Source organism: Streptomyces sp. NPDC002788, from assembly GCF_053592115.1.
The window spans coordinates 80843-100002 of record NZ_JBSFVB010000024.1 but is presented as its reverse complement, the minus strand read 5'-3'; the positions used below and the strand labels follow the sequence as shown (position 1 = coordinate 100002).

Here is a 19160-nt window from a genome sequence, read left to right as displayed (position 1 = left end):
CAGCTTCCTGCGGCCCTGAGCCACCGTCCGGGTCTTGCGGATCTCGAACATCGCACCCCTGGGCTGGGGTGTTGCGACGATCGCTAGAACCTAAGGTGTCCGGGTGGGGCCTCACGTGTCCGTACGAGGATCAGACCTGCGCCGGCTCCGCCTCCTCGGCCGCCTCCGGGCGCTGGGCCGTAAGGCCCTTCTTCGCCGCCCGCTTCTTCGCCCGGCGCTCCTTGCGGAGCTCGAACATCGCGTACAGCGTCGGGACCAGCAGCAGCGTCAGCAGCGTCGACGTCACCAGGCCGCCGATCACGACCACGGCCAGCGGCGGGGCGATGAAGCCGCCCTCGCCGGTGATGCCGAGGGCCATCGGGAGCAGGGCGAAGATCGTCGCCAGGGCGGTCATGAGGATGGCACCTTCCGCTCCCTGGTCCAGCCGCTGATCCTGCTACGGCACATACTCCGGGCGCAGTACGCCCGGCCGGGCTCACTCCACCCTCGGACGGACCAGACCGGACTCGTACGCGATGACCACGAGCTGGGCCCGGTCCCGGGCGCCGAGTTTGGCCATGGCCCGGTTGACGTGCGTCTTCACCGTCAGCGGGCTGACCTCCAGCCGCTCGGCGATCTCGTCGTTGGAGTGGCCGCCCGCGACCAGGACCAGCACCTCGCGCTCCCGGACGGTGAGCGAGTCGAGCCGTTCGCCGCGGGCCGGGTCGCGGTCGCCGTCGGCCGGATCCTCCTGGGCCAGGAAGCGGGAGATCAGACCCGTGGTGGCCGCCGGGGACAGCAGGGCCTGGCCGCCGGCCGCGATCCGGATGGCGTTCAGCAGCTCCTCGGGCTCGGAGCCCTTGCCGAGGAAGCCGGAGGCGCCGGCGCGCAGCGACTGCACGACGTAGTCGTCGACCTCGAACGTCGTCAGGATGACCACGCGGACGTCGGTGAGCTCGGGGTCGGCGCTGATCAGGCGGGTCGCCGCGAGGCCGTCGGTGCCGGGCATGCGGATGTCCATCAGGACGACGTCGGCGCGCTGCTCCTTCGCCAGCCGGACCGCCTCGGCGCCGTCGAAGGCCTCGCCGACGACCTCCATGTCGGGCTCGGAGTCGACGAGCACACGAAAGGCGCTGCGGAGCAGCGCCTGGTCGTCGGCGAGCAGGACACGGATCGTCATGCGGGGTCCTCCCTGGTCGGTGTGCGGTTCTTGACCGGCAGGATCGCATGGACGCGGAAACCGCCGCCGTAGCGGGGACCGGTGGTCAGGGTGCCGCGCAGGGCGGTGACGCGCTCACGCATGCCGAGCAGCCCGTGGCCGCCGCCACTGCCCGGGGCCTCCTCGCCGCTGCCGTCGTCGAGGACGGTGATCTCGATGTTCGGTCCGACGCGTACGACGCTGACCTCGGCCTTGGCCTGGAGCCCGGCGTGCTTCTGCACATTGGTGAGCGCCTCCTGGATGATCCGGTAGGCGGCCAGGTCGACGGCTGCGGGCAGGGCGGTGCCCTGGTCGGCGCGGGCGACCTCGACACGCAGACCGGCGTTGCGGAAGGTACCGGTGAGTTCGTCGAGGCGGTCCAGGCCCGGGGCGGGTTCGGTGGGGGCCTCCGGGTCGCCGGACTGCCGGAGCAGGCCGACGGTGGCGCGCAGTTCGTTGAGCGCGGAGCGGCTCGCCTCACGGACGTGGGCGAGGGCCTCCTTGGCCTGGTCGGGGCGCTTGTCCATGACGTGCGCCGCGACGCCTGCCTGGACGTTGACCAGGGCGATGTGGTGGGCGACGACGTCGTGCAGGTCGCGGGCGATGCGCAGGCGTTCCTCGGCGACCCGGCGGCGGGCCTCCTCCTCGCGGGTGCGTTCGGCGCGTTCGGCGCGTTCGCGGATGGCCTGGACGAAGGCGCGGCGGCTGCGGACGGCGTCGCCCGCGGTGGCGCCGATGCCGGTCCAGGCGAAGATCGCGAGGTTCTCCTGGGCGTACCAGGGCAGGCTGCCGGCCGCCATGGCGGAGCCGGTCAGCACGGTCATGGTGAGCAGGCCGACCCGCCAGGTGGTGGGGCGGTCGGTGGTGGAGGCGACGGTGTAGAGGGCGATGACGGCGGACATCGCGACGGGGGCGCGGGGGTCGCCGGTGACGGACTCCAGGACCGAGCAGGCGCCGGTGAGGGCGAGGACCGTCATGGGGGCGCGGCGACGGAACACCAGGGCGGCGGCGCCGAGGGCCATGAGGAGGAGGCTGAGGGAGTCGGGGGTGCGCAGGGCCCAGCTGACGCTGTCGCGGTGCCGGGGCTCCACGAACGACCCGGCGACCATGCAGACCAGGACGGCCGCGGCCAGGACGGCGTCCATGGCCAGGGGATGTGCCGTGGCCTGGCATCTGGCCCGCTGGAGGGTGCTCACGGCTGTTTACGGTAGCCGGACCGGGGGCCGCGCCCCCAGCCCCCCGTCGGCCTGGACGGCCTCGTCCTCGATCGCCGGACGGGGGAGACGGACCAGCGGCGTTCGCGGCGCTCAGCCCGGAATCAGACCGTCGTCGCTCAGCAGCTCCCTGACTTCCTCCAGGGTCGCGTCGGAAGACGGCAGGATCAGTTCCGACGGTTCCAGGGAGTCGTCCGGCAGGGGTTCGCCCAGGTCGCGGACCCTGGCGAGCAGGGCGTGGAGGGTGCGGCGGAAGCCGGGGCCGTCGCCGTTCTCCATCTCCGCGAGGAGCTCGTCGTCCAGCTTGTTCAGCTCGGTGAGGTGGCCGTCGGCCAGCCTCACCTGGCCCTCCCCCATGATCCGTACGATCATGTCGCCCTCCTAGGCGTGGACCCCTACTGCTTGTCGAAGCGCGGTGTGTCCTGCGGCTGCTGCTGGGACTGCTGCTGGCTCGTGCCACCCTCGAGGGCCTGCTGCCCACCGCTCGAGCCGCCGGCCAGCTCGGCCTTCATGCGCTGCAGTTCCAGCTCTACATCCGTACCACCGGAGAGCCGGTCCAGCTCGGCCTGGAGGTCGTCCTTGTGCATGCCGGAGGGGTCCTCCAGGGCACCGGAGGCGAGCAGCTCGTCGATCGCGCCGGCGCGGGCCTGGAGCTGGGCCGTCTTGTCCTCGGCACGCTGGATCGCCAGGCCGACGTCGCCCATCTCCTCGGAGATGCCGGAGAAGGCCTCGCCGATCCGGGTCTGCGCCTGGGCCGCCGTGTACGTCGCCTTGATCGTCTCCTTCTTCGTACGGAAGGCATCGACCTTGGCCTGGAGCCGCTGGGCCGCGAGGGTGAGCTTCTCCTCCTCGCCCTGGAGCGTCGCGTGCTGCGTCTCCAGGTCGGTCACCTGCTGCTGGAGCGCGGCCCGGCGGGAGAGCGCCTCCCGGGCCAGGTCCTCACGGCCCAGCGCGAGCGCCTTGCGGCCCTGGTCCTCCAGCTTCCCGGACTGCGACTGCAGCTGGTTCAGCTGGAGTTCCAGGCGCTTGCGGCTGGTCGCCACGTCGGCGACGCCGCGGCGCACCTTCTGGAGCAGCTCCAGCTGCTTCTGGTACGAGTAATCGAGGGTCTCGCGCGGGTCCTCGGCCCGGTCAAGGGCCTTGTTCGCCTTCGCGCGGAAGATCATCCCCATACGCTTCATGACACCGCTCATGGGCTTCGCGCGCCCCCTTCTGACCGACTCCGGCTCCAGCTCCTGCGACAGAACCCACAGTACGGGCCCTGCATCCATTACCGCACTGTTCGGGGACGGATGCGCTCATCCCCAAGGACGACTGCGTACGCTCCCGCTCCGGCGTAGGGAGTAGGTGGTCCCCGGGGTTACCGGAGCCCTGCACCCCGGGAAACATCCGGAGGCGTACCCGACGTACCCCTCTGTCCCCTTATTGACGACTGGTGTTGCCGGATCGTTCCCCACGGAACTGGGGTCCATGCCCGGGAAGCCCGTACCCTTGGGTTTTGTGTTCCGTAGCCGTGCGAAGGATGAGAAGGCCCAGGCCGCCGACAAGGCGCCGGTGAACTTCTCCAAGCAGCCCCGCGACCCGCAGGCCCCGAAGGGCAGGCCCACGCCCAAGCGCAGTGAGGCCCAGTCCCAGCGCCGCAGCGTCGCCAACACGTCGATGACGCGCAAGGAGGCCGCCAAGCGCCAGCGCGAGGAGCGCCGCGCCGCGCTGGAGCGGCAGCGCCAGGCGCTGGCGAGCGGCGACGAGCGGTATCTGCCCGCGCGTGACAAGGGACCGGTCCGCCGGTTCGCACGCGACTTCGTCGACTCGCGGTTCAACATCGCGGAGTTCTTCCTGCCGATGGCCGTCGTCATCCTCGTGCTGAGCATGGTGCGGGTGGCGTCGCTGCAGAACGTCGCGCTGCTGCTGTGGCTCGTGGTGATCGTGCTGATCGTGCTCGACTCGTTCGTCTCGGCCTTCCGCCTGAAGAAGCAGCTGAACGAGCGCTTCGCGGGTGAGAACCGGCGCGGTGCGGTCGCCTACGCCCTGATGCGCTCCCTCCAGATGCGCCGGCTCCGGCTGCCGAAGCCCCAGGTCAAGCGCGGAGAGCGGCCCTGACCACGACGCCGTTCTCCGGGGGTGCGGCGGAGGCCTGGCTGGACAAGCTGGGCGGGCTTCGCGATGTCGTCCGCCAGGAGCTGGTGGCCCGCCAGCTGGACGAGCAGATAGTCGGGCGGTTCCCGGTCGGGCAGCGGCTGCGGGTGCTCGACGTGGGGATGGGGCAGGGCACGCAGGCGCTGCGGCTGGCCCGGGCCGGGCACCAGGTGACCGGTCTGGAGCAGGACCCGAAGATGATCGCTGCGGCACGGGAGTCCCTCGCGGGGGAACCGGAGGGCATCCGGGAGCGGATGCGGATCATCGAGGGCGACGGCCGGGACACCGGCGTGCACTTCCTGCCGGGCAGTTTCGACGTGGTGCTGTGCCACGGCGTCCTGATGTACGTGGAGGAGCCCGATCCGCTGCTGGCGGGCCTGGCCCGGATGCTGGCGCCCGGCGGGCTGCTGTCGCTGCTCGTGCGCAACGGGGACGCGCTCGCGATCCGGCCGGGGCTGTCCGGCGACTGGGCGGGCGCGCTGGCCGCGTTCGACACGGTCTCCTACCGCAACCGGCTGGGCCTCGACGTACGGGCCGACCGGCTGAAGGACCTGACGGCGACACTCGCCGGGATCGGGGCGCCGCTGCACGTCTGGTACGGGGTGCGCGTGTTCACGGACACCGCGGTGGACGGCGCGGAGGTCCCGGCCGACATCCGGACGCTGCTGGCGGTGGAGGAGAAGGCCGGACGGACGGATCCGTACCGCGGGGTGGCCGCGCTGCTGCACCTGTGCGGCGTACGGGGCTGACCACTCGAAAGAGGAGGTGGGCGAGGGCCGTCGGCCCCCGCCCCCGGGCTCAGGGGTCCTTGCACTATGCCCGCCCGGGTCGCGTGGCCTGGCACCGCGCCTCGCCGCGTTGCCGGACCACGCGACCTGGTCGGACGCTCATAGGGCGAGGACCCCTCAGGCCTCGGCCGCGTGCAGGCTCATCGGCCCGTAGATCTCCGTGGTGTCCTCGAACAGCCGCACCTGGTCGGCGCCGCCCTCCTTCAGGGCCTTCCAGTGCTCCCCGATCCAGGACTCGGCGTCCCCCTGAGTGGGGAACTCCTCCGGCGGCACCGCGGGCTGGACCTCCGTCCCGTCGGTCTTCTCGAACCGCCACGTCCATGCCGCCATGTACGCCTCCCATGTGTGTGAGCACACTGCACAGCGAAAAGCCGGAACACGGTCCGGCTCCTGACCAGAGCCTATGCGCTCCGCCGGGTGTGCCGTCACGGACTGCGGGTGACCCGTCGCGGGCGGGTTGCACCTCGAACGCCCTGCCGACCTCGCCCAAGGCGCCGTACGGGGCTCCCCGCGACGCTCCCCGGGGGCTCCAGGCGCGCAGGAGCCGCGCGGGCACGCGAAAATCAGTGCGTGGAACTCACTCTCCTCGGCACCGGCGCCCCCGCGGGTCTTCCCCGCCCCGACTGTCCCTGCGCGACCTGTGCGGTCGCCCTCGGCCCGGACGCGCGGGCGGCCACCGCGCTGCTCCTGGACGGGGGGCTGCTGCTCGACCTGACGCCCGGAGCGGCGTTCGCGGCGGCCCGGGCGGGCCGTTCCCTGACCGGTGTACGGCAGGTGCTGCTGTCGCATCCGCACGACGGGCCGGCGGTGGAGGTGCCGGCCGGGCTTCCGCAGCCCGGCCGGGTGCCGGACGGGCGGGAGTTGACGCTGCTGACGGGGCATCGGGTGCGGGCGGTGGCGCTGGACGCGCCGGGCACGGGGTACGCGGTGACCGGGCCGGAGGGGCAGCGGCTGCTGTATCTGCCGCCGGGCGGGGCGCCGGCCGGGCTCGAAGGACCGGCCGAGCCGTACGACATGGTCCTGGCGGATGTCGTGGGACGTCCGGACGCGCTGGCGAAGCTGAGGGCGGTGGGGGCGGTGGGGCCGACGACCGATGTGATCGCCGTCCATCTGGACCACGACGTGCCGCCCGGGCCGGAGCTCGGACGGCGGCTCGCCGCGGCCGGGGCGCGGGCCGTGCCGGACGGGGCGACGCTGGCGGTCGGGGCGTACGAGGACGTTCCGGACGTGCCGCGGCGGACGCTGGTGCTGGGCGGTGCTCGGTCGGGTAAGTCCGTGGAGGCCGAGCGGCGGCTGGAGGCCTTTCCGCACGTGCTGTACGTCGCGACGGGCGGGTCGCGGAACGGGGACGCCGAGTGGTCCTCGCGGGTTGCCGCGCACCGGGAGCGGCGGCCGGGGTCGTGGCAGACGGTGGAGACCTGCGATCTGGTGCCGTTGCTGGCGGAGGAGGGGCCGCCGGTGCTGGTCGACTGTCTGTCCTTGTGGCTGACGGATGCGATGGACTCCGTCGGGGCGTGGGACGACGCGGTGTGGGCGGAGCGGGGGGAGAAGGCTCTGCGGGAGCGGGTGCGGGAGCTCAACGAGGCGGTGCGGGCCACTCGGCGGACCGTTGTCGCCGTGTCGAACGAGGTGGGGTCGGGGATCGTGCCGGCCACCGCGTCGGGGCGGCGGTACCGGGATGAACTCGGGCGGCTGAACGCGGGGTTCGCGGACGAGTGCGAGCAGGTGCTGCTGGTGGTGGCGGGGCAGGCCGTGGTGCTGCGGGGCTGAGGGTGCTCGGCCCGGGGCTGAGGCCGGGCCTGGCGCGGCTCGGCGCGACGAGGTGCCGTCGTGCCGCCGGTGCCGCACCGGCGGCACGACCGCCGGCACCTGACCGGGAATCGGCGGGCCGCGGCTGAGCAGCGCCTGCGGCCCGCGGCTGAGGGGCGTCGGGGTCCCGGCTCGGCGGCGTCGCGTCCGCCGCTACGACGGTTTGAGGGCGATCAGCCGGTACGTGTTCGCGAAGCGGGTGCGGCGGGTCACCGGGGCGATGAGGTGGTCTGCCAGCGCTGCCAGGGCCACCACCGGGATGCCCGCGCGGAGGAGGGCCGTGCGGGTGTGCTGGTGGAGCTGGGGCGGGGGGACCGCCCGCCACGGGGTGTCCGGCGTGGGGAGGGCGTGGGAGAGGGCCAGGGCCGTGGCGCCGGCGAGGTCGTGGGGGATGTGGACGGCGCGGTGGTCCAGGGAAATGATCGTGCAGTCGGCCGCCTCCAGTTCGGCTCTGAGGTTCCGCGGCGGGAGCAGGTGGAGGTGGCGGGGCTGGTCGTAGGGGAGCCACCAGCGGCCCAGGAGGGCGGCGAAGGCGCTGCGGGGGCTCAGGGTCTCGATGAGCAGGTGGCCGCCGGGGCGCAGGACGGTCAGCGCGGCCCGGAGTTCCGCTCGGGGGTCCGGCGTGCCCTCCAGGTGGTGCAGCATGCTGACCACGTCGTAGCGGGCGCGCAGCGGCGTCACGATGCGGGGGTCCGTCAGGCGGCCCACGTGGGCCTCCTCCACCCGGTCGGCGGAGCGTGCGCGGACCACGCGGGGGGTCGGGTCCAGGCCGTCGAACGCGGTGTACGGGAAGTACCGCCGGGCCGTCGCGGGGAAGCTGGCGTGGCCCGTGCCGACGTCGAGCCAGCTCTCCGGCTCCCCGAAGCGCAGCATCGCGCGGGCTGCCGACCGGTGGCGGCGCGGGCTGCCGCGCAGGGCGAGCAGTCCGTCGCTGGCCGGGTCCCTGGGCGCCCCGCGCACGGTCCGGTGGTAGAGGGCGAGCCCCTCGGCCGTGAGCCGCGGGTTCTGGAAGGTGTGACCGCAGTCGCGGCACTCGTCGACGGTGAAACTGCCCGGCTTGTACTGCCGCAGGTCCCCCGTGCGCATCCGGTTGCGCAGCCGGGCGGAGCCGCACCAGGGGCAGTCCTCCCGGCGCGGTTCGTGGACCGGTGCGGTCGCTTGGGGGGCGGGCGGTGCGGAGGGGGCGGGATGTGCGGTCATGGGCGGCTCCCGGGCGCTAGGGCGTACGGCAGAGACGTTCAGCGATGAGAACCGCTTACGACAATCCTCTGCAAAACGGAACGTATGGGATGCCGATCTTGGGTGCAACGACGTCGTCCTGACGGAGTGGTGATGTGGCGCCGTGCTGTTCGACCGCTGCCGGTACTGTTCGGCGAATGAGCTCGCTTAATCTCGACGACTTCACCGATCTGATCGAGCGTCCGGACGGCGGGATCCGCCGTGACGCCGAGGCGCGCCGGGAGCGACAGATCGTGCCCCCCGGGTCGCTGGGCCGCCTCGACGACCTGGGCGAGTGGCTGGCGGCGGCGCAGTCCGCCGTGCCGGTGCGGCCGGTCGAACGGCCCCGGGTGGTGCTCTTCGCCGGTGACCACGGCGTCGCCGAGCTGGGCGTCTCGGCCCGTGCGGCGGGCGGCGCCGGGGAGTTGGTGCGCGAGGTGCTGGAGGGCGGCCGGCCGGTGTCGGTGCTCGCCCGGCGGCTGGGCGTGCCCGTGCGGATCGTCGACATGGCCCTGGACTGCGATCCGGAGGCCCTGCCCGAGGACGTCGTACGGCACCGGGTGCGGCGCGGGAGCGGGCGGATCGACATCGAGGACGCGCTGACCCTGGAGGAGGCCGAGGCGGCGTTCCGGGCCGGGGTCGCGGTGGCCGACGAGGAGGCCGATTCCGGTACGGATCTGGTGGTGCTCGGCGATGTCAGCGTCGGCGGGACCACGGCGGCGGGCGTGCTGGTCGCGGCTCTGTGCGGGGTCGACGCGTCGGTCGTCACCGGACGCGGGGGGCTGGCCATCGACGACCTGGCGTGGATGCGCAAGTGCGCGGCGATCCGGGACGCGCTGCGCCGGGCCCGGCCGGTGCTCGGGGACCAGTTGCAGCTGCTGGCGACCGTGGGCGGCGCGGACCTCGCGGCGATGACGGGCTTCCTGCTGCAGAGCGCGGTACGGAAGATGCCCGTGGTGCTCGACGGGGTGGTGACGGCCGCGTGCGCGCTGGTCGGGCAGCGGATCGCCTTCCGGGCGCCGGACTGGTGGCTGGCCGCGCACGACAGTGGGGAGCCCGGGCAGGCGAAGGCGCTGGACCGGATGGCGCTGGAGCCGCTGCTCACCCACGGCGTGACCGTCGGGGAGGGCGCCGGGGGCCTGTTGGCGCTGCCGCTCGTGCAGGCGGCTGCCGCGCTGGCGGCGGAGCTGCCCGAGAAGCCCAAGGAGTCGGAGGAGCCCGACGAGCCGCAGGCCTTCGAGGTTCCCTCCGGGCAGTGACGCTCGGAAGATCCAGGTCACCCGGGCCTGGCTCAACCTCGTTCCGTTCCGGTCGGTCTTGGAACACGGTGTCGGTTTGACTGAGTCGCAGACACCCTCAGACGTACCGACGCACGGACGAGGACGACCCGATGAGCTCGCTCGCCCGCGGGGCCCGCGCCGAATGGGGGCCGCTGTACGCCGCGGTGCGCGGGCCGCTGCGGGAGCGGCGGTGGCGGGCCGTGCCGATGGCCGGCACGGCCGTGTGCCTCACGGCCGTGCTGCACTTCGTGCACCAGCAGGCGTGGGGCTACCGGCTGGTGCAGAACGTGGGTGCCGTGCGGGCCGAGGACCCGCTGTGGCTCGCGCTGCTGCGGACACCGCTGTCGCTGTTCGTGCCCGCGCTGGATCTGCCGGTGTGGGGCGCGCTCGCACAGATCCTGCTGCTGTTCGGCTTCGCGGAGATCTGCCTGGGCCGGTGGCGGACCCTCGCCCTCGCCTACGTCGCCACGCTCGCGGGCACGCTGTACGCGCGCCTGGGCATCTGGCTGGGCCCGAACTCCCCGCTGGGTCTGCCCGCCTCGGACGCCTGGGTCGTGGACACGGGGCCGTCGGCGGCGGTGGTCGGCCTGGCCGTGTTCCTCGGATGGCGCTACCGCGCGTACGTCACGGCCGGGGTGGTGATCGCGGCGATGGCGGTCGAGGTCGCCGTGATGGAGAACCTCGCGGGTAAGGAGCACCTCGCGGCGATCGCCGCCGTGCTGGCGCTGTGCGCGGTCGGTGAGCTGCGTCAGCGGCGTTCGAGGGCCCGGGCCGGCTCGGGGTCGGGCGCGCCGCCGATCCAGTCCTGAAAGGCGCGCCGGGGGCCCGCCCAGCGGCGGTCGTGGTGGTAGGCGCGCAGGCCGGACTTGGCCCGGGCGCGGGGGCGGCGCCGGTAGAAGCGCTTGGCCCACGGGGAGCCCGGGCGGGCCAGCCGTACGGCGGCGACCAGGGCGACGAGGGGGATGATCACGCCCAGCACCGCGAGGCGGACCTTGCCCTTGAACAGGGCGATGAGCGCGAACAGGAAGTTCACGAGGACGTTCCCCAGGACGGCGGCGCGGTTCTGCTGCTGGTCCTCGGAGAGGTCGTCGACGCCCAGGGGCGAGAAGCCGATCAGGAGCAGTCCGACGAGGGAGGCGGTGAGGACGACCATCTCGACGCTCTTGCGGCCGTCCGGGGTCCAGTAGACGTCGGCGAGGTGCAGGATCAGGGCGAACTCGTCGAGGACGAGGCCCGCGCCGATGCCGAAGATCACCGCGGCCAGGCACGAACCGAAGCCGTGCCGGCCGCCGGCGACCGCGCCGAACCCGCCGACGAGCGTCAGGATGACCCCGGGGACCACATGGTGGACGTGGACGCCTCCGGTGCTGACGTTGCGGAAAGGCCCCTTGCCCGCCCGGATGAGGCGGGTGATGCCCCGGGTGATCACGAAGGTCAGCACGAACGCGACGAGGGCGAGGAGCAAGGGCAGCTTGCCGGGTTCGATGATGTCTCGCTCCAGCCATCCCATATGCGCACTTTATCCTCGGCTGCCGTTCCCGCTCTCCTGACCGGCCGGTAGCCTGCGCCGGTGCCCAGAACCTCACCCCTCGACGGTCTCCGCTTCGCCTTCGGCACCCTCACGGTGATCCCCGTGCGGGTGACCCGGTGGGACCGGCAGGCGGCGCGCGGCGGCATGCTGTGCGCCCCGCTGGCCGGGCTGGCGGTCGGTTCCGCCGCCGCCGTCCTCGGGCTGGTGCTGCTGTTCCTGGGGGCGGGCGCTCCGCTCGCCGCGGTGGCCGGCGTCGCCGTCCCCGCGGTGCTCACCCGAGGGCTGCATCTGGACGGGCTCGCGGACACCGCCGACGGGCTGGGCAGCGGGAGGCCCGCCGAGGACGCCCTGCGGATCATGAAGCAGTCGGACATCGGCCCGTTCGGGGTCATCACCCTCGTCCTGGTCCTCCTCGCCCAGGTCGCCGCGCTCACTCAGGCGTACGACGCCTCCTGGGCCCGGGGCGCCTTCGCCGCCGTGGTCTCCGCGACGGTCGCCCGGCTGGCGCTGACGCTGGCGGCCCGGGCCGGGGTGCCGGCGGCACGGCCGGAGGGGCTGGGGGCGGCGGTGGCGGGGGTGGTGCCGGTGCGGGGAGCGCTGGTCGCCGTCGTCGCCGTCGCGGGCGGGGGGATTGCGGCCGGCGCGGGCTTCGCAGCGTACGACGCGGCCCGGACCGTGCTCGCGGTCGCTCTCTCCCTGGCCGCCGCCGAAGCGCTCCTGCGACACTGCACACGCCGTTTCGGCGGGATCACCGGGGATGTCTTCGGCGGCCTGGCGGAGACGGCGGCGACCACGGCGCTGGTCGTCCTGTCACTGGGCTGAACGATCTCCCGGACTCCTCCTGCATCGCCTTCGACGCCTCGCAGGACCCGGGCTCACGCTGTGGAACAAGTCGGTGCCGTACGCCGGGCATCGTGCTGTCGGTGCCGGCGCGGGCGGTCGCCGTGGCGCTGTTCCCGCTGAACGCGCCGGCGGTCCTCTCCCCCGGCCGCCGATCCCTCGCCGACCGTGGCGGGCGGGTCGGACACGGGAGCGGCCTCAGCATGCCCGTCGCCAAGCCCCCAGTTCGTACTTCTTGAGCAGCGAACTCAGTCTCAAGCGGCGGGAGTCGGCGCAGAAGCGGCCGGTGGGCACCTCGTACTCGACGTGGAAGACGGCCTTGCCCGCCTCGACGAAGGGTTTCAGGGCCGCGCACTCGCCGTACTGGGCGCACTGTTCGTTGACCGCGAAGTCGAAGTCGCCGACCAGGTCCGTGATTTGGTCCAGGTCGTTCTTCAGGCCCACGGCCAGGCCTCGGTCGTGGGCGAGGCGGGCGACGAGGCGGTTGTAGCGGAGCTGGTCGGCGGCGGTGAGCGGGAAGCCGGTGTCGTTGCGGTAGCCGTCCATGTTGTCGGCCTCGACCGCGTCGAATCCCTTGTCGCGGCACATGTCGATCCGGGCCGCCATGAGCGGCTCCAGCACGTCGGTGCGGCGGATGTCGAGCCAGCGCTCGCCCTTCCAGCCGTTGCCGCGGCCGAGGACGGCCTTCGGGAACTTCGCCGCGTCCGGGCGGAACTCCTCCCAGGCGCCGGTGGACAGGTAGCAGATGACCTTGCGGCCGTCGTCGTGCAGCCGCGCGACCGTCTCCTCGGAGTGGTCGAAGCCGTCGATGTCGTAGACCGGCACGTCGACGGAGGTGTCCAGGCGCCCGCTGAGCTGCCACTGCCAGGCGGTGCCGGGGCGGGGCTGCCAGCGGGGGCCGGGTTTGTCGTCGGTGGTCTGCGTGCAGCCCGCGAGCAGCAGGACGAGCAGGGCGACGAGCGCAGGCGGGCGTCTCACGGGGCGTTCTCCGGGTTGTCCAGGGTGTACGGCAGGGTGCCCCAAGGATGGTCTCCGGTGCCGGGCACCGCGCAGTGCACCGCCGCTCCCCGCGCCCGGGCCAGGCTCGCCGGGTCGGCCCCGGGCGGCACGCCGTGGATGAGGTGGCACAGCCGTACGTCCGGGCCGCCGGGCCGGGGCTGCGGAGGCAGAGCGCGGTACGAGGACCAGGTGCCCTCGAAGGTGACCAGGACGTCGGCGATGCGGGCGTAGCAGGGGTGCGGTGTCGCGCCGTGGTTGAGGACGAGGGTGGCGCAGCCGGCACCCCAGGCCGCGACCGCGAGTTTCTGGTAGTGCTCGAACTCCTCGGGCCCGGACGGGACCTGGTCGAGGAAGGCGCCGTCCGTGCCGTACCAGTCGCGGTGCCGGGTGAGGTCGCGGACGGCGTCCGTGTGGGGGCGGCGGCCGTAGGCGGTGTCGGCGTAGCCGAGGACCCGGACCCCCGCGGCCCGCAGCCGCGCGGCGACCTCGGCGAAGGCCGGGTCCGGGCGGTCGCCGGGGCCGCTGGCCGGGTTGAGGACGACCCCGTAGAGGCGGGGTGCGGCGGCGACGATGGCGTCCCACTCGGCGGGGCGCACGGAGGGGTGTTCGTAGTACGGGACCAGGAGAGTGCTCATCGGTGGGCGGTTGCCCTCCCCAGCAGGCCGCACACCAGGGCGGCCTGGACGGCGGCGGCCGTGCCGTAGACGGCCGCACCGGCCAGGTGCGGATCGCCGGTGCGGGTGACCAGCAGCAGGGTCTGGGCGAGGGCGGCGGCGCAGCACACCGCCGTCGCGCCGGTCACCGCGCCGAACGACTGGAGCAGCAGCCCCGTCCACAGCACCACGCCCAGCAGGAGCAGTCCGGCCAGCCGTACACCGCCCGGGACCGGGGCGTGCGGCCACAGGGCGGAGGCGGCGAGGCTCAGTACGAGCAGGGCGGCGAGGTAGGCGGCCAGGCACTGCACGACCGTGCGGACCGTGGTCCGCCAGAAGTCCCGGGCGGTGCCGCTGGAGCGCAGTCCGGTGAGGCTGTCGCTGCGGAAGCGGTACAGCAGCCACTCGGCGGGGCCCATGCTGAGGGTGAGCGCCACGGCGGCGGGCGCGGCGACCGCGCCGGCCGTCCCGCCGGCGAGGACGTCGCCGAGGGCCGCGTACAGCACGAGGACACCGGTGCCGAGCCCGAACAGGGCGTACGGCAGGGAGCCGGTGAGCCGGGGGCCGGCGGGGCCGCGGTGTGCGGGGGCCGTGCCGAACGCGCCGAACGGGAGCAGGGCGACGAGCCCGGCAATCCGGCCGTCCCCGTCCTTCAGGGCGGGCGCCACCTCGCGCAGGGCCAGCAACGCGACCGCCGCCAGGGAGCCCGGCAGCAGGGCCAGGCTCGCGGCCTCGGGCAGCGGGTCGACCAGGGACAGGACGGCGCCCGCCGCCATCGGCGCCAGCGCGATCAGCAGCCGCCGTTCGCGGCCCATCACCAGCAGGACGGTCGCCGCCGCCAGATAGCAGGACTGCCCGGCGGCGAAGGCGACCACGGCCGGGGCGGCGGCGCCCGCGAACGCCAGGGCGACCAGCGAGCCGAGCAGCGCTCCGGCCGGGGCACCGAGCAGCAGGGCACGCCGGGCGGCCATCCGGTCGCCCAGTCCCAGCCACGCGTACGCCCGGTGGGCGAGGCCCTGGTTCCACGTCCAGCCGCACAGGGCGCCGGCCAGCAGCGGGACCGTGCCCGTGGGGAGTTTGAAGTCGCCCGGGCCGGTGAACAGGGGTGCGCCGAGGACGTAGGCGAGACCGGGCAGGGCGAAGACGACTCCGCGCAGCAGACAGCCGAGCAGGCCGATCCGCCAGGGGTCGTGGACCGGGCCGTCGGGCTCGGGGTAGCTGCGTTCGACGCGTTCGTAGAGGGTCTCGGCGAGCGCGAAGGAGTTCTTCACGCCGTACCGCTCGCGTATCTGGTCGTCGGAGAGGCCGTCGGACTCCAGCAGCGCGGCCACCTCGTCCGGGTGGACGGCCGCGGCCACGAAGTCCTCCAGACGGTCGGCCAGTTCGTCGACCGGTTCGGGCCGCGCCCAGCTGGGGGTGCGCTGCCGGGGGATGCCGGGGAGGCTGTCCGGGCGGGAGCCCGGGGGCAGCCAGACGCTTCCGCTCACCAGATGGCCCCGCCCGTCGCCACGGCCCCGTACCAGGGGTCGCGCAGTTCCAGGGTCCAGTCGGCCACGGTCTCCAGCGTCGGCTCGTACACCTCGTCCCCGCCCGCGAGTTCCTTGTAGATGGTGCGGAAGGCGTCCACCGAGCGGCGCAGCGTGAACCGGTCGATGACCCGCTGCCGCGACAACCGGCCCAGTTCCAGACGCCGTCGCTCGTCCTTGAGCAGGGTCAGCGCGGCGGCGGCCATCTTCTCCGGCTCGCGCGGGGGCACCACCAGGCCCGTGTCGCCGACCGCCTCACGCACGCCGCCGACATCCGTCGACACCGTCGTACGGCCGCACGACATGGCCTCGATGATGGAGAACGGGAAGCCCTCGGAGATCGACGACAGCATGACCAGATGCCCGGCCGCATAGGCGCGCCAGACCTCGCTGATGCGGCCCTCGAAGGTCAGGCCGTCGGTGACGCCCAGTTCGGCGGCGAGCTTCTCCAGCCGGGTGCGGTAGGCCTCGACGCCGGGCGGCACCGGGCCGAAGAGTCTGAGCCGGGTCGCCGGGATCTCCGCGCGCACCATCGCGTAGGCGCGGATGAGGGTCTCCAGGTCCTTGATGGGGTCGATCCGGCCGCACCAGGACAGGGTGGGGACCTCGGGCTCGGGGCCGGCGTGCGCGAAAGCGGCCGGGTCGACGCCGTTGTAGACGGTGCGGATCTTGTCGGAGGCGGCGCCGCCGCGCTCCTCCCAGCGGCGGTTGTACTGGTTGCACGGCGTGATCAGGTCGGCGGCGCGGTAGCCGTAGGAGTTCAGCTCGCGGTAGAAGCCGAGCATGAACGCCTTCACGGGCCAGCGCTGGGCGTCGCGGCGGTAGCCGAGGTAGCGCTCGCGCAGGTAGATGCCGTGCTCGGTGAGCAGGAACGGTACGCCGTCCAGGTGGCGGGCGGCGAGTGCGGGCAGGGTCGCGAGGCCGCTGCTGACGGCGTGTGCGACGGAGTCCTCGGGTATGCGGACGCCGAGCGGGCGCAGGGCGTGTTCCAGCAGGTCGGTCGCGGTCAGCGCGTCGTGCACGGTGGGGCGGGCGGCGGCCGTCGGCAGATGCGGCATGGTCCAGATCCACATCAGCGACCGCAGTGCCGACTCGGTGCGCAGCGCGGCCGAAAGGCGTCCGTCGCGGGCGAGTTCGGCCAGCTCCATCAGGGAATCGCCGAAGTCGGCGTGCGAGCCGGGGTCGAGGAAGGAGAGCAGGAAACGCTCGTAGGCCTCCGTGAAGCGGCGGCGGGCCCTGCCGTACGGGGGCCTTCCGCGGCCCGGGCGCGGGCCCCAGGTGGGGACCGAGGTGTGCGCGTAGACGTTGGGCGGCAGCTCCCAGGTGACGGGTTCGCGGCCGTTGCCGGTGAGCGAGACGATGTGGAAGTCCACCTCGGGCATGCCCTTGACGAGCTGGTCGCACCAGGTGCTGACGCCGCCGTGGACGTGCGGGTAGGTGCCTTCCGTGAGCATGGTGACATGACGGCCTGTTCGCCTCATGCGGTGTTTCCCCCTGTATTGCGGATGATGTGCGGGGAGCTGCCTGCCCGGATGCCGGGTGCGGGCTTCGTTCGGCTGGTCGCGCCCCCCGCGGCGGGGCCGCATACACATACGGCCCCGCGCCCCTTGGAAAAGGGCGTCGCCCTCTACGGCAACTTCAGCGTGAGGGCTGAGTTGAGTGCCGCCGGCGTCGTCCAGTCCGAGCGCGCTCCCGCGTACGGGGTGCCGAACGCTGCGGTGCCCAGCAGGGTTTGCTTCTGCGTGCCCTCCGGCGCGGTCACCGGGATCTGCGTCCCGGACGGTGCGGTGACCGTGACGGTGCCGCCGATCCGGTACGCCGTCACGCGGCCGGCGGCCAGGGCGGTCTGCCAGGCGGCGCGGCGCTGCACCTCGGTACCGATGGCGCTGTGCCGGGGGTTCTCCAGCGGGGTGTTGTCGGCGAACAGTGCCCGGTAGTCGTCGAGCACCTTCTCCATGACCGGGTAGAGCAGCCGGTCCTCGGCCAGGTTGGACTGGTGCGCGTAGTGCGGCCGGGGGTCGCCCGCGAGGGCGTGCCCGAGAGCGGTGCGCGTCTCCTGCGGGACGATGTGCTCGGCGTAGCCGGTGGCGGGGTCGAGCGGCTCGTCCAGGCAGGTCGAGGTCGGGTTGTCCTCGCAGACGCCGCTGCCGCCGTCGGCCCGCGAGGTGTAGACCCAGTTGTACTCGTCGGCCATCTCGGCGGCGGTGCCCACGTTGTAGTACACGTTCATCGGGTGACGCGGGACGGTCAGGGCGTTGCCGACCGCCCGCTGCTCGGGCTCGCGGGAGTTGTCCGAGGCGATCCACTTGACGCCGGTGTCGGCGAGGGCCCCGGCCAGGTTGGGGTTGTCGGCCGGCTGCTGGGGCAGGGTCTTCAGGCCCGAGTGCTCACCGGTGACCAGTTCGGCGCGGTCGACGGGGAGGCCCTTGCCCACCGCCCAGTCGTGGTTGTCGCGGATCTGCGCGGCGATCTCGGCGCGGCTCATGTACTTCGTCGAGCCGTCGGCGTTCTTCGCGCAGCTCCACGGCACGCTGGAGGTGTCCTGGACGCAGCCCAGGAAGGGGTGCGTGTAGGTGTGGTTGACCCAGCGGTACTGCGCCTTGTCGGCGAGCAGCCGGTCGGTGAGCGCGTCGGTGCCGCCGTGCTGGGCCTTCCACTCCTCGCCGGAGCCCGCGTTGTAGACCATGTCCATCGTGAAGCCGTGCTCGCGCTGCCACTGGGCTGCGTAGGCGGCGTCGTCCGCGGTCATGCGGATCGGCGTGGTGCCCTCGCCGTCGCCGCCCGCGCAGTCGAAGTCGCCCGGGGTGCAGTTGCGCTCGGTGTCCCAGCGGCTGTCCGGGGCGAACACGTCGTCGACGTGCACGGCGAAGGAGTGGCGGGTCCGGCCCAGGTGCACGCCCTGGGTGAGCCACTCGACGATGCCCCGGGCCAGCAGCCGGAACTGCTGCTGGTTGCCGTTGTAGGCGAACGTCACGACGAGTTCCCGGCGGCCGTCGTGTGCGTACTCGCCGACCAGGCTGCCGCGGCCGGTACCGCCTGGCACGGGGATGTCGACGTAGCTGGTGAAACCGGCGCGTGGCCGGGCGACGTAGCCGTAACTCTCCTGGACGGACGGGGCGTTGTCCTCGAACCGGAACGCGCCGTCGAGGTAGCCGAACCAGCCCGTCTTCCCGGCCGCCGTGACGGACGCCTCGCGCCCGTCGAGGGTCCCGGCCCAGCCGCCCTCACTGGTGTAGTCGAGGCCGACCTCCGGGTGGGCCCAGGTGTAGGCGTCGACCTGCGGGATGCCGTACGTCCGCTCGTAGGCCTCCAGTGCGGTCTGCTCGGCGGAGCCCGCGCCGAAAGGGGCCTCGTTCGGCAGGACGACGCCCTGGTACTTGGCGCGGGGCCGGCCGTTGACCGTGTCGCTCAGGAACGACTCGGTGATCTTCGGGCGGCCGGCGTCGTTCAGGTCGATCGTCGTGTACGGGACGCCCGTGTTCTTCAGCTGGGCGGTGACGGCCTTCACGGGGCTGTCGCCGTTGTCCACCACCAGCACCTTCAGATCGATGCGGGGTTCCTCGGCGGCCGCCGCCCCGGGCGCCGCCGCCCCGGACGTGATCATGCCTGCCGCGGTCATCGCGGCGGCCGTGTTCCTCCATCTGCGCGCACGCTGCGCCATGGTTCCTCCCCCAGAAGATCTCCGAGATCCTCTTGCGGTCGCACAGAGGAGGATCCGTGGAAATCATGCAAAGCGGTGAGCGGGACGCTCACCGGATCGCGATGAGTGTGACCCAGTTCACCGGTGTGAGGGATCGAGAAATGGCCACTACGCCACCGGCAGGGAACGCCCGCAGGAATGAGCGAACGGGGCCACGCGCGTAGTCTCGACGTCGAGTGTTCGCCGCACCGGGGAAGGCCCCGTGACCACCAGACCCTGAGGTCGGAATATGGTCGGCTGTCGGGCCCGGTCGACCCACACCGTTCGACCACCGCAACTTCACATCGGA

General features: G+C 73.1%; 18 protein-coding genes and 1 pseudogene. 6 read left to right on the top strand and 13 right to left on the bottom strand.

Going from position 1 to position 19160, the window contains the following annotated elements; all coding sequences use genetic code 11:
- Positions 1–130 precede the first annotated feature (130 nt).
- The 5 genes and pseudogenes from ACWD1U_RS33460 to ACWD1U_RS33440 all read right to left on the bottom strand — a co-directional run.
- Positions 131–400, bottom strand: a pseudogene (locus ACWD1U_RS33460) (efflux RND transporter permease subunit); the annotation flags it as partial.
- 75 nt (positions 401–475) lie between these two features.
- A complete protein-coding gene (locus ACWD1U_RS33455; RefSeq protein WP_451113121.1) occupies positions 476–1159 on the bottom strand; it encodes a response regulator in 684 nt (227 codons plus the stop codon).
- Positions 1156–2373, bottom strand: coding sequence for a sensor histidine kinase (locus ACWD1U_RS33450; RefSeq protein WP_451113120.1), 1218 nt, complete (start codon positions 2371–2373; stop codon positions 1156–1158). The genes ACWD1U_RS33455 and ACWD1U_RS33450 overlap by 4 nt, the downstream gene beginning before the upstream one ends.
- Before the next feature lie 111 nt (positions 2374–2484).
- On the bottom strand, positions 2485–2763 hold the full coding sequence (gene pspAA, locus ACWD1U_RS33445; protein ID WP_451113119.1) for a PspA-associated protein PspAA: 279 nt from the start codon (positions 2761–2763) through the stop codon (positions 2485–2487).
- Between the two features lie 23 nt (positions 2764–2786).
- Complete coding sequence (locus ACWD1U_RS33440; RefSeq protein ID WP_451113118.1) at positions 2787–3572, bottom strand: PspA/IM30 family protein; 786 nt, start codon at positions 3570–3572, stop codon at positions 2787–2789.
- A 319-nt stretch (positions 3573–3891) separates the two neighbouring features.
- Between ACWD1U_RS33440 and ACWD1U_RS33435 the strand changes: the two genes are divergently transcribed.
- Positions 3892–4491, top strand: a complete 600-nt coding sequence (locus ACWD1U_RS33435; protein ID WP_451113117.1) for a DUF3043 domain-containing protein — start codon at positions 3892–3894, stop codon at positions 4489–4491.
- Between the two features lie 83 nt (positions 4492–4574).
- Complete coding sequence (locus tag ACWD1U_RS33430; protein ID WP_451113116.1) at positions 4575–5276, top strand: class I SAM-dependent methyltransferase; 702 nt, start codon at positions 4575–4577, stop codon at positions 5274–5276.
- 156 nt (positions 5277–5432) lie between these two features.
- Here the strand turns inward: ACWD1U_RS33430 and ACWD1U_RS33425 are convergent, their stop codons facing one another.
- Positions 5433–5645 carry a hypothetical protein gene (locus tag ACWD1U_RS33425; RefSeq protein WP_451113115.1) on the bottom strand — a complete coding sequence of 71 codons (213 nt, stop codon included), beginning with the start codon at positions 5643–5645 and terminating at the stop codon, positions 5433–5435.
- Between the two features lie 240 nt (positions 5646–5885).
- Here ACWD1U_RS33425 and ACWD1U_RS33420 point away from each other — a divergent pair, with 240 nt between their 5' ends.
- Positions 5886–7085, top strand: coding sequence for a bifunctional adenosylcobinamide kinase/adenosylcobinamide-phosphate guanylyltransferase (locus ACWD1U_RS33420; protein WP_451113114.1), 1200 nt, complete (start codon positions 5886–5888; stop codon positions 7083–7085).
- Positions 7086–7277: 192 nt separating this feature from the next.
- Here ACWD1U_RS33420 and ACWD1U_RS33415 read toward each other — a convergent pair whose 3' ends face one another.
- On the bottom strand, positions 7278–8324 hold the full coding sequence (locus ACWD1U_RS33415) for a class I SAM-dependent methyltransferase (RefSeq protein ID WP_451113113.1): 1047 nt from the start codon (positions 8322–8324) through the stop codon (positions 7278–7280).
- Between the two features lie 176 nt (positions 8325–8500).
- Here ACWD1U_RS33415 and cobT point away from each other — a divergent pair, with 176 nt between their 5' ends.
- Positions 8501–9601 (top strand): nicotinate-nucleotide--dimethylbenzimidazole phosphoribosyltransferase, encoded by a 1101-nt coding sequence (gene cobT / locus ACWD1U_RS33410; protein WP_451113112.1) that lies wholly within the window; start codon positions 8501–8503, stop codon positions 9599–9601.
- Positions 9602–9732: 131 nt separating this feature from the next.
- Positions 9733–10431, top strand: a complete 699-nt coding sequence (locus ACWD1U_RS33405; RefSeq protein ID WP_451113111.1) for a hypothetical protein — start codon at positions 9733–9735, stop codon at positions 10429–10431.
- Here the strand turns inward: ACWD1U_RS33405 and ACWD1U_RS33400 are convergent.
- Positions 10371–11132, bottom strand: coding sequence for a hypothetical protein (locus ACWD1U_RS33400; protein WP_451113110.1), 762 nt, complete (start codon positions 11130–11132; stop codon positions 10371–10373). The two genes, ACWD1U_RS33405 and ACWD1U_RS33400, sit on opposite strands and share 61 nt — an antisense overlap.
- A 60-nt stretch (positions 11133–11192) precedes the next feature.
- Between ACWD1U_RS33400 and ACWD1U_RS33395 the strand changes: the two genes are divergently transcribed.
- Positions 11193–11975: an adenosylcobinamide-GDP ribazoletransferase gene (locus ACWD1U_RS33395; RefSeq protein WP_451113109.1), complete on the top strand. Its 783-nt coding sequence runs from the start codon at positions 11193–11195 to the stop codon at positions 11973–11975.
- Between the two features lie 216 nt (positions 11976–12191).
- On the opposite strand, the gene ACWD1U_RS33390 is transcribed toward ACWD1U_RS33395, so the two are convergent.
- From ACWD1U_RS33390 to ACWD1U_RS33370, 5 genes are all read right to left on the bottom strand, one after another.
- Entirely contained in the window at positions 12192–12971 is a 780-nt protein-coding gene (locus ACWD1U_RS33390) for an endo alpha-1,4 polygalactosaminidase (protein ID WP_451113108.1), read from the bottom strand.
- Positions 12968–13627, bottom strand: a complete 660-nt coding sequence (locus ACWD1U_RS33385) for a spherulation-specific family 4 protein (RefSeq protein ID WP_451113107.1) — start codon at positions 13625–13627, stop codon at positions 12968–12970. Before ACWD1U_RS33385 ends, ACWD1U_RS33390 begins: the two co-directional genes overlap by 4 nt.
- Positions 13624–15132 carry a hypothetical protein gene (locus ACWD1U_RS33380; RefSeq protein WP_451113106.1) on the bottom strand — a complete coding sequence of 503 codons (1509 nt, stop codon included), beginning with the start codon at positions 15130–15132 and terminating at the stop codon, positions 13624–13626. Before ACWD1U_RS33380 ends, ACWD1U_RS33385 begins: the two co-directional genes overlap by 4 nt.
- Positions 15129–16652, bottom strand: coding sequence for a GT4 family glycosyltransferase PelF (gene pelF / locus ACWD1U_RS33375; RefSeq protein ID WP_451113105.1), 1524 nt, complete (start codon positions 16650–16652; stop codon positions 15129–15131). Before pelF ends, ACWD1U_RS33380 begins: the two co-directional genes overlap by 4 nt.
- Before the next feature lie 146 nt (positions 16653–16798).
- Entirely contained in the window at positions 16799–18832 is a 2034-nt protein-coding gene (locus tag ACWD1U_RS33370) for a hypothetical protein (protein ID WP_451113104.1), read from the bottom strand.
- Positions 18833–19160 lie beyond the last annotated feature (328 nt).